At 72.5% G+C, this 9,761-nt stretch carries 9 protein-coding genes; 7 read left to right on the top strand and 2 right to left on the bottom strand.

What is annotated here, in order from left to right; translation table 11 throughout:
- Positions 1–32: 32 nt before the first annotated feature.
- Both ABTZ99_RS43965 and ABTZ99_RS43960 read right to left on the bottom strand, forming a co-directional pair.
- On the bottom strand, positions 33–551 hold the full coding sequence (locus ABTZ99_RS43965; RefSeq protein ID WP_498772913.1) for a hypothetical protein: 519 nt from the start codon (positions 549–551) through the stop codon (positions 33–35).
- Positions 552–560: 9 nt separating this feature from the next.
- Positions 561–908, bottom strand: coding sequence for an NIPSNAP family protein (locus tag ABTZ99_RS43960; protein ID WP_498772911.1), 348 nt, complete (start codon positions 906–908; stop codon positions 561–563).
- Between the two features lie 795 nt (positions 909–1,703).
- Between ABTZ99_RS43960 and ABTZ99_RS43955 the strand changes: the two genes are divergently transcribed.
- The 7 genes from ABTZ99_RS43955 (at position 1,704) to ABTZ99_RS43925 (ending at position 9,530) form a co-directional block, all read left to right on the top strand.
- A complete protein-coding gene (locus ABTZ99_RS43955) occupies positions 1,704–2,042 on the top strand; it encodes an MmcQ/YjbR family DNA-binding protein (protein ID WP_499619079.1) in 339 nt (112 codons plus the stop codon).
- A 162-nt stretch (positions 2,043–2,204) separates the two neighbouring features.
- Positions 2,205–4,676, top strand: a complete 2,472-nt coding sequence (gene pepN, locus ABTZ99_RS43950; protein WP_499619076.1) for an aminopeptidase N — start codon at positions 2,205–2,207, stop codon at positions 4,674–4,676.
- Positions 4,673–5,671: an NAD(P)/FAD-dependent oxidoreductase gene (locus ABTZ99_RS43945; RefSeq protein ID WP_499619074.1), complete on the top strand. Its 999-nt coding sequence runs from the start codon at positions 4,673–4,675 to the stop codon at positions 5,669–5,671. Before pepN ends, ABTZ99_RS43945 begins: the two co-directional genes overlap by 4 nt.
- Positions 5,668–6,144, top strand: coding sequence for a VOC family protein (locus ABTZ99_RS43940; RefSeq protein ID WP_499619072.1), 477 nt, complete (start codon positions 5,668–5,670; stop codon positions 6,142–6,144). Before ABTZ99_RS43945 ends, ABTZ99_RS43940 begins: the two co-directional genes overlap by 4 nt.
- A gap of 262 nt (positions 6,145–6,406) precedes the next feature.
- Positions 6,407–7,441 (top strand): 3-oxoacyl-[acyl-carrier-protein] synthase III C-terminal domain-containing protein, encoded by a 1,035-nt coding sequence (locus ABTZ99_RS43935; RefSeq protein WP_498772904.1) that lies wholly within the window; start codon positions 6,407–6,409, stop codon positions 7,439–7,441.
- Complete coding sequence (locus ABTZ99_RS43930; protein ID WP_499619071.1) at positions 7,441–9,282, top strand: HAD-IIIC family phosphatase; 1,842 nt, start codon at positions 7,441–7,443, stop codon at positions 9,280–9,282. Before ABTZ99_RS43935 ends, ABTZ99_RS43930 begins: the two co-directional genes overlap by 1 nt.
- Complete coding sequence (locus ABTZ99_RS43925) at positions 9,279–9,530, top strand: acyl carrier protein (RefSeq protein ID WP_498772900.1); 252 nt, start codon at positions 9,279–9,281, stop codon at positions 9,528–9,530. The genes ABTZ99_RS43930 and ABTZ99_RS43925 overlap by 4 nt, the downstream gene beginning before the upstream one ends.
- The last annotated feature ends 231 nt before the right edge of the window (positions 9,531–9,761 follow it).

The raw sequence follows: 9,761 nt of genomic DNA, 5'->3' as shown, positions 1-9,761 counted from the left end.
GCCGCGGTGGGCGGCGACCCCGGACGACGTGGTCAGACGGAGCCGGTGAAGCGGTCGTCCAGGTACGCGAGCTTGGCCTGCTCGTCGCGGTCGGAGTAGAGGTAGCGGATCCAGGCCTGCTGCTCGTGCAGCAGCGCGCCCATCTCCCACACGCACAGCACTTCCCGGTGCTTGCCCTGCTCCAAACGGCGGAAGCTGTCGTGCTGCTTCATGTCCCGGATGTAGACGGTCTCCCACATCTCGTTCTCGTTGCGCCAGGTGCAGACGATGAGGAAGTAGAAGTCGCCGCGGCACAGGTGGTGGATGACGAAGCCGAGGTCGCCGGAGATGTCCAGCTCGCCGGAGGCCGCTTCCGCGCGCAGGAACGACTTGGCCTGGTCGCGCAGCGCCGGGTCGACCACGTCCTGCGGCTCGCGCACCTCGTACCACTTCAGGTGCGCGTCGGGCAGGGCCAGGTCGTCGTCGGGCAGCGCGACGACGTCCTTGGCGTAGTGGCGGTAGTCGGCGTCGACGTTCGAGATGGCCGCGAGGTGCGACAGGTTCCTGGTCACCGGGCGATCCTAGGCAAACGCGCCGGGCTCGGACAGGAGCTTGACCGTGCTCTCGGGCACGGGCACCAGCGCCGTGCTGTAGTCGGCCATCATCTCGTTGATCGGGCCGTCGAACCGCGCCCACTCGGGCCGCTCGTACAGCGAGCCGGCGAGGCGGACGCGCTCCTCCATGCCGGGGAACGCGCGCACCAGGTGCCACTCGTCCTCGTCCAAAGGGGACGGTCCGAACGCGAGCACCGTGATGCCGATGCTGCGCATGAGCGGGATGGTGCCGTCACGGCTGATGCGGTCGAACTCGGCCCGGGTGCCGGGCTTGAGCTTGAACACGCGGGTTTCCAGCAGCCAGGGTTCGGTCATTCGGGCACTCCAAGGACGCGGCGGTAAGCCGAAGCGGGTTTGGGGTGCGCGCGGCTGGGGCGGGCCGAACGCCGGGCTCGCCGACGTTTCTACCGACGACGACACCGGCGCGCAAGGGGTGAACTAGGGTGCCGCGTCGTGAAACCGGATCTGAGCACCCTGCGCGCCGCCGTGTCCGAGTTCGGCGGCTCCACCACCCCGGAGAAGTCGTGGACGGTCCTGACCGCCGCCACCGCACCGGCGTTCGACCTGGGCGTCGCCGCGCACCGGGAGGCCGCGCACGTGTGGCTCAACGCGTGGGGTTGCCGCATCCGCACGCCCCGCCCGGGCGAGCCGCGCGTGCTGGACGAGGGCCTGGCGGCCTGGTGGGAGACGTGGCGGGACGCGCTGCCCGACGCCGGGACGTGGCTCGCCGACCTGACCGACGAGCAGGTGCGGCGGCTGGCCGAGGGCTTCGCCGCGCTGTCGGCGAGCACGGCGGCGGCCACGCCGCGCGGCACCCGGACGCTGGGTCCGACAGCGGCCTCCAAGCTGCTGTTCGCGTTGCGGCCCAACAGCCTCCCGCCGTGGGACAACATGATCGCCGACCGGCTGCACGGCGCCCGTGACGGCGCGGCGTACCGGGCGCACCTGCTGCTCACCCGCGGCTGGGCGGCGGACCTGCTGGCCGAGGCCGGCGTGCCCGAACCCGAGCTGCTGGCCGACCTCGGCCGGCCGGGGCGCTCGCTGGCGAAGGTCATCGACGAGTACTGCTACCTGGCGTTCACCCGCGGCTGGACGGCGCCGCGCCGGGGCGTGACCTCCGACGACGTGCGCCGGATCGCCCGGTCGCTCCCCCGCACGGAGGAAGCGCTGGTCCGCGATCGGGTCAAATTCCGCATCGGGCGCATCGTGTACCTCGCCCTGTCACCCGATGAGCTGACGATGGGATTCGCGTTCCCCAAGGAGGAGCGAGCGGCGCTCATTGCCTCGGACCCCGAAAAATTCCATCCGCCGGTGACTTCGGACGAGAGGTACAACTGGGTTCGGGCCACTCTGTCTCGATTGGACGAGGCGGAGTTGACCGAGTTGGTCGTGGACGCTTGGCGCATGTGCGTGCCGAAACGCGTCGCGCGCGACTACCTGGGGCGATAGCGGCCCCGATACCGCCGGACGGGCGAAACGGCGGTATCGGGATGCTGCCCGAGCGGGTCATCAGCATTTCTTGGGCAGACCCTATAAGGGAACCGAATTGGGCCGTTGACGTGGCACAAGGCGTGTTTACGATCCTCCCTACCAAGCAGGAGGGGGCGCCGCATGGCCAGTTTGACCCGATCCGAAGCAGCCGCACGGGGCGCTTTATTGGAGGTCGACTCGTATCACGTGGACCTGGTGCTGACCGGCGACGGGAAAGTGTTTCGGTCTACGACGAAAATCGCTTTCACCGCCGAGCAGGGCGGGTCGACGTTCGTGGACGTGAAGCCGGAGGTGTTGCTGGGGGCCCGGCTCAACGACCGCGAGCTGGACGTGTCCGCGCTGGTGGACGGCCGGTTGCCGCTGACCGGGTTGGCCGCCGACAACGAGCTGGTCGTCGTCGCGGACATGGCGTACTCGCGGGAGTCCAAGGGGCTGCACCGCTACGTCGACCCGGCCGACGACCAGGTGTACGTGTACGGAGCGGTGTTCCTCGACCACGCTCCGCGCATCTTCGCGTGCTTCGACCAGCCGGACCTGAAGGCCCCGTTCACGTTCGACCTGACCGTCCCCGACGAGTGGACGGTCCTCGGCACGGGTGCGGCCACGAAGCTCGCGCCCGGCCGGTGGCGGGTCGTGCAGGAGGTGGCGCAGGCGACGTACCTGACCACGGTCGTCGCCGGCCCGTACGCCTCGTTCGAGACCGTGCACGACGGCGTGCCGCTCGGCGTGCACTGCCGCGCGTCGGTCGCCGAGGCGCTGGAGGCCGACATCCAGGAGGTCTTCGACGTCACGGCCCAGTGCCTCGACGAGTTCCACCGCCTGTTCGGCGTGCGCTACCCGTTCGGCCGGTTCGACCAGGTCTTCGCGCCCGAGTTCAGCTACCTGTCGCTGGACCACCCGGGGTGCGTGCTGCTCAAGGAGCTGTACCTGTTCCGGACGCCCGCCCCGCGCAGCGAGCACGAGACCCGCGCGGTGGTCATCGCCCACGGCCTGTCGCTGATGTGGTGGGCCGGCCTGGTGACCAACAAGTGGTGGGACGACCTGTGGCTGGGCCAGGCGTTCGCCGACTACCTGGCGCACCGGGTGCCCAGCGAGGTCACCGAGTTCACCGGCCCTCTGACGACGTTCTCCGCCCGCCGCAAGGGCCAGGCGTACACCGCCGACCAGCGACCCTCGACCCACCCGGTGTGGATCGACGGCGCGGACGCCATGTCCGCGCTGCTGGACCTGGACCGGATCTCGTACTTCAAGGGCTCGTCGGCGCTGCGGCAGCTCGCGCACCACATCGGCGACGACGCGATGCGCGAGGCGCTGCGGATCTTCTTCGCCCGGCACGCCTACGGCGCGGCGACGTTCTCGGACTTCAACGCGGCGATCGGCGAGGCCGTCGGCCGGGACATGTCCGACTGGGCGGCCCGCTGGCTGGGCACCGCGAACGTCACCACGCTGGCGCCGGACTTCACCGTCGCCGACGGCGTGATCACGTCGTTCGCCGTGACGCAGACCGCGCCGCCGTCGCACCCGACGCTCCGGCCGCACACCATCGACATCGGCCTGTACGGCGACGCGCACGAGACGGTCCGCGTGACCGTGGACGGCGAGCGCACCGAGCTGCCCGAGCTGGTGGGCCGCAAGGCGCCGAAGTTCCTGCTGCTCAACGAGAACGACCTGACCTACGCGAAGATCCGCTACGACGACGCGTCGCGCCGGGCGCTGCCCGAGGTGCTGCCGACGCTCGCGCCGATCAACCGCGCGATGGTGTGGGCGCAGCTGTTGCAGGGCGTGGTGGACGGCGCGGTGCCCGCGACCGACCACCTGGACCTGGTGACGCGGATGCTCGGCTACGAGACCGAGCTGTCGATCGTGATCGAGGTGCTCGAACAGGCCCGCGTCGACGTGGCCGACCGGCTGCTGGACCCCGACCTGCGACCGGGGCTGCTCAAGGCCGTGGCGGACGCGGCACGCGACCGGCTGTCCCGCACCGCGCCGGAGGACGAGCTCGGCCTGGCGCTGCTGCGCGGCCTGGTGGAGTTCACCTCCGACACCTCAGAGCTGCGCGGCTGGCTGGACGGCGTGCCGCTGCCCGCCGGGCTGGAGCTGGACGCCGACCTGGCGTGGCGCGTGCGGTACCGGCTCGCGGTGCTGGGCGCGTTCACCGAGGCGGAGATCGACGAGGCCTACGCGGCGGACCCGAGCACGCACACCGAGCAGTTCGCGGTGAAGGCGCGGGCGGCGATCCCGACGGTCGAGGCGAAGCAGGCCGCGTGGCGCGCGATCACCACCGACGCCGAGCTGTCGAGCTACCGCCTGTGGTCCACCGCCGAGGGGTTCTGGCAGCCCGAGCAGCGGGAGCTGACCGCGCCGTACGTGGCCCGGTTCTTCACCGAGATCGTGGACGTCGCGCGGCTGCGCGAGGACAAGGTGCTGGACACGCTCGTGCTGTGGCTCTACCCGCGCTACGCCGCCGAACCGGGGACGATCGCGCGGGCCGAGGAGCTGTTCGCGCGCGACGACCTGCCCCTGCCGCTGCGCCGACGCGGCGCGGACCTGACCGACGACCTGCGCCGCGCCGTGCACGCGAGGCACGGGTGAGAGCGGCGGTGGTCGGCGGCGGCGTCGCGGGGGCGGCGCTGGCCTGGCGATTACGGGGCGCCGGTGCGGACGTGACGGTGTACGCGCCCGGCGCGGCCGACGCCTCGGGCGCGTCCGGTGGGCTGGTCCGCGGGTTCGAGGTGGACGCGGGCGCGGCCCGGGACGCCGCCGAGTCGCTGGCGGAGCTGCGGTCCGACGAACGGGTCCGGGACTGGGCGGGCTACCGGGAGACCGGGTCGGTGTACGTGACGGCCGACGACGTCACGCCGTCCGTGGACGCGGTCGAGGCGGTGCTGCCGGGTTCCGCGTCCGTGGTGGACGGCGTCGAGCTGGCGCGGCGCTTCGGGTTCCGGGACCTGCCGGCGGACGCGGCCGGGGTCGTGGAGCGGCACGCCGGGCACTTCTCCCCCGACCGGTTCCGCGGGAACGTGCTGCGGTGGCTGGGCGGGCACGGCGGCGACGTCCGCACCGAGCGGGTTGCCGAAGTCCTGCCGGGGCCCGCGGTGCGGACTTCCGCCGGCGTGACGGCGTTCGACGCGGTGGTCGTCGCGGCGGGCGCGTGGACGCCGCGGCTGGTCGGCGGCGAGCCGTTGCGGGCCAAGCAGATCCAGTACGGCCTCTACCGGCTGCCGATACCGTGCGTGGCGTCGTTCGTGGACGACCGGACCGGGCTGTACGGGCGGCCGGACCGCGACGGCGCGTTCCTGCTCGGCCTGGGGTGCGACCGCTGGGACGTCGACCCCGACGGGGTGACGCCCGACCACGACCTGGCCGCGCGGGTGCTCGACACGGCCCGCCGCCGGTTCGGCGTCGCGGACGGCGAGGTCGTGGCCGACCGGGTGGTGGCGTCGTTCGACTGCTACCGCTCACCGGGCGGGCTGCGCCTGGTGGACGTCGGCGACGGGGTGTCCACGTTCACCGGCGGCAGCGGCGGCGCGGCGAAGACCGTGCTGGCGGCGAGCCGGCGGGCGGCGGCGGAGCTGATGGCGTCGTGATCCTCGGCATCGACCACGTCGGACTGCTCACCGCGGACCCCGAGGGGGTGGGCGCGCTGCTCGCCGTGCTCGGTCTGTCCAAAGTGGACGACGGGACCGCGGACGACTACGGCGTCTCGTGCGACTTCTGGCAGGTGGGCGCGGATCCCGCGGCGCCGGCCGTGGAGGTGGTCGCGCCGACCCGGGAGGACTCGGCGGTGGCGGGACGGCTCGCGCGCGGACCGGGGCTCTACCACGTCGCGTTCGAAGTGGACGACCTGCGAGCCGAAGCGTCCCGCTTGCGCGCCAACGGTTTCGCGCTCGTGGACGCGGAGCCGTGCCGCGGCGCGCGGGACGGGATGGCGGTGCAGTACCTGTACGCGCCCAAGCCCGCCGGCGTGCTCGTGGAGCTGGTCCACTACGCCACCGCGCGCCGGGGCCTATCGCGGCCATCGGGAATCCCGATCGGCGCACCACCGGAAACCGGTCACTGAACATTGCTTCCGCCGCACTGGCGGTAAATAATTAACCACAGACGGTTGAGTAGCTGGCCAAGCAATCCGGCCGACTGGGCTCGTCGAATCCAGGGTTGCGTTTCATCGCACCATCTACGCACGTCAGCGCGTCGCGGACGTCAGGGGTGACGTCTTCGACGCACATCTTCCCGCTTTCCCGACAATTATCGCCAGGCCCGGGACAAATGTCCGGGGCGGACCTTCAACGTGCCGAAAAGCAGTCACAGGACAGGAGTGCTCCATGGCCAGCCAGCTCGTGGATTTCGGAGTCGCGGGCTTCGGGTACGCCACCGGCGAGGACCAGGACGTCGCGCAGACGGCCGGTGACTACGTGGGCGACCCCGAACGCGTCGTCCGGTGGGGCTACCACACGTTCCACCGCGCACCCGACGGCATGACCGCGACCGACCTGGCGACGCTCGCCGGGCAGGACGCGCTGGACCGCCTCGGCCTCGGGCCCAACGACGTCGACCTCGTCGTGGTGGCCGCCTCCGAGGTGCCCGACTACCACCACTGGGACACCTCCGCCGCCGTCGCGCGCCGGCTCAAGGTCGAGGGCACGACGCAGACGCTGCTGCTCACCGAGGGCTGCGCGTGCGGCGTCACGGGCCTCGGCTACGTCGCCGGTCTGCTCGCGCTCCAGCCCGAGCTGCAGACGGTGCTGTTCATCGCCGTCAACCGGGTCAGCGAGTTCCACCGCAACCGGATGAACGTCAACAACGCCGTGCACAGCGACGGCGCGGTGGCCGCCGTGCTCAAGCGCGGCCACGAGAACGTGAAGTGGCTGGCCACCGACCAGTTCGTGGATCCCGACCTGTCGGACTTCTTCCGCACGGAGGTCGGCGGCGCGGCGAACCCGCTCCCGTTCGACGGCTGGACCGCCAAGGACGCGCCTCCCGGGCACGCCCGCATCCAAGCGCACTTCGACAAGGACCCGGCGAAGCTGCGCGAGTTCGTCGCCACGCTGAACCAGCGCATCACCGACACCGTGGACAACGCGCTGCGCCGCGCCGGGCTGACCCGGGACGACCTCAAGCACGTCATCTACATCAACGACTCCACCGACACGATCGAGGAAGTCGCGGAGCCGTTCGGCGTCACGGTCGAGCACACCAACGCCGAGCTGTCGCTGGGCCACGGCCACATGGGCGCGGCGGACCAGCTGTTCTGCCTCGGCGAGCACATCGAGCGCGGCGACGTGAAGCCCGGCGACGTCGTGGCACTGTGCGGGATCTCGATCGGCATGCGCTGGTACTGCACGTTGGTGCGGATCTGATGGGCGACCGGCCGGAGCTGGTGGAGTCGTTGCGCGCGGCCGTGGCCGAGGGTCGCGCGCCGTCACCCGCGGACCTGACGCGGCTGGCGAGCGTGTCCGACCCGCTCGTGCTGCGCAAGGCGGGCAAGCTGTTGGCACGTCTGGAGGACGCCGAGGGCCTGCGGCCGCTGCGCGTGGCCGTGCTGGCGACGTGCACGATCGGCTCGTACGAGCAGATCCTCCGGGCGAGCCTGGTGTCGGCCGGCGTCCTGCCGGACCTGGCGCCCGGCCCGTACGGGCTGTTCGAGCTGACGCTGGCCACCGACCCGTTCGACGGCGTCGAGTTGATCACGCTGCTGCTGGACGAGACCTGCTTCCTGCCCGACGACTGGGCCGCGACGGACGTCGACGGCCTGGCCGGGCACCTCGAAGCCCGGCTGGCGGACCTGCGGGGCCTGGTGCTCTCGGCGGTGGAGCGCTCGACCGCAACCGTGCTGCTGCACACCGTGCCGCTGCCCGCCCAGGTGCGCGACTCGGTGATCAGCTGGCGGGCGCGCGCCGCGCTGTCCAAGGCGTGGGCGAAGCTCAACGAGGGCCTGCTGGACCTCGCCGCGCAGCACCGCCAGGTGGCCGTGACCGACCTGGTGTCGGTGCTCGCGGACTCGCCGTTCCCGGCGCGCGACGACCGGCTGCACCGCTACGGCGACCTGCCCTACACCGACGGCGCGCTGTACCTGCTGGCGCGCGAGGTCCGGCGGTTCGCCCAGGCGCGGGCCGGCCTGTCCCGCAAGGTGCTGGCGCTGGACCTGGACAACACTCTGTGGGGCGGCGTGCTCGGCGAGGTCGGCGCGGAGGGCGTGCAGCTGGGCGGGCTGTACCCGGGCAACGCCTACCGCGAGGTGCAGCGCACCGCGAGCAGGCTGCGCGACCAGGGCGTGGTGCTGGTGCTGGCCAGCAAGAACGACGCCGACCTGGTGGACGAGGCGCTGACCGCCCACCCGGAGGTGCTGCTGCGGCCGGAGGCGTTCTCCGCCAAGGCGGTCAACTGGTCGCCGAAGGCGGGCAACCTGCGCGAGGCCGCCTCCGCCCTCGGCCTGGGCATCGGGTCGTTCGTGTTCCTGGACGACTCGCCGTTCGAGCGCGGTCACGTCGAGGAGGAGCTGCCCGAGGTCGTGGTGCTGGCCGCCGACGGCGACCCCGCGCACATCGTGCGGACGCTGCTGGCGCAGGGGTGGTTCGACGTCGCGGAGCTGACCGAGACCGACCTGGCCCGGCCGGAGCTGTACCGCAGCCGGACGCTGCGCAACGACTTCGCCGGCGGCTTCGGCTCCTCCGAGGACTACCTGCACGCGCTGGGCGTGCGGCTGGTCGTCGCGGAGGCGGACGGCTTCGCCGTGGCGCGCGTGGCGCAGCTGGCCGCCCGCACCAACCAGTTCAACCTGACCGGCCTGCGGTTCGACGAGGCCGAGACCGGTCGGCGCATCGCCGACCCGGACCACCTGGTCGTCACGTTCGCCGTGGCCGACCGGTTCGGCGACGAGGGCGTCATCGGCGCGGCGTGGGTCGACCGCTCCGCCGCCGAGTGGCACGTGGACAACCTGGTGCTCAGCTGCCGGGTGCTGGGGCGGGGCGTGGACCTGGCGATCGCCGCGTGGCTCGCCCGCCGGGCGCACGCCGCCGGCGCCACCGCGCTGCGCGGCCGGTACGTGCCGTCGAAGAAGAACGGCCTGGCCAAGGGCTTCTGGACCGACGCCGGGTTCGCCGACGAGGGCGACGGCGCGTACGCGCTGGCCCTGGACACCGGGCTGCCCGACGTGCCCGCGTGGATCAACCTGCTGGAAGGGAACGAGGTGGCCCGATGACCGACACCCCGACGACCGACACCACGGTGGAGCAGTCCGTGCTGGAGATCCTGGCCGGCGCGCTCGACGTGAGCGTCGACGTGCTGCGGGGCGATCCGGTGCTGGCCCGGCACGAGTGGGACAGCATCAGCTCGCTGGACGCCTTGGCCCAGCTGGAGAACCGGTTGGACGTGACGCTGGACCTGCGCGCGTTCCACGCCGCCCGGACCGTCGAGGACGTCGTGGCGCTGGTGCGCCCCGCTCCCTGACCCCGCCCTCCCGACGCCGGGGCCGCACGACGTACCCGGCGACGCGGGCCGGGGCGCGCCCCCCCCCCCCGGGCGCCCGGCCCGCCCGCCCGCCCCCCCCCCCCCCCTCCTTAAACACCGCCACCGCCCGGCCCGGGGGGGTGGGGGCGGCCGCCTCTCCGCCCCGCCCCCCGGGGGGGCCCGGGCCCCACGCCTCGTCGACCGTGGACACCACGCCGGCCCGGATCAACG

Origin of the sequence: Actinosynnema sp. NPDC002837, from assembly GCF_040295345.1 — a bacterium.
Classification (GTDB): domain Bacteria; phylum Actinomycetota; class Actinomycetes; order Mycobacteriales; family Pseudonocardiaceae; genus Actinosynnema.
The sequence above is the reverse complement of the archived record's forward strand: the minus strand, read 5'-3'. Positions and strand labels throughout refer to the sequence as shown.

What these genes read in the sequence shown, in the direction of transcription:
- ABTZ99_RS43935 (WP_498772904.1), top strand. Translation starts at nt 6,407, where the DNA reads ATGGCCAGCCAGCTCGTGGATTTCGGAGTCGCGGGCTTCGGGTACGCC.
- ABTZ99_RS43930 (WP_499619071.1), top strand. Translation starts at nt 7,441, where the DNA reads ATGGGCGACCGGCCGGAGCTGGTGGAGTCGTTGCGCGCGGCCGTGGCC.
- pepN (WP_499619076.1), top strand. Translation starts at nt 2,205, where the DNA reads ATGGCCAGTTTGACCCGATCCGAAGCAGCCGCACGGGGCGCTTTATTG.
- ABTZ99_RS43925 (WP_498772900.1), top strand. Translation starts at nt 9,279, where the DNA reads ATGACCGACACCCCGACGACCGACACCACGGTGGAGCAGTCCGTGCTG.
- ABTZ99_RS43960 (WP_498772911.1), bottom strand. Translation starts at nt 908, where the DNA reads ATGACCGAACCCTGGCTGCTGGAAACCCGCGTGTTCAAGCTCAAGCCC.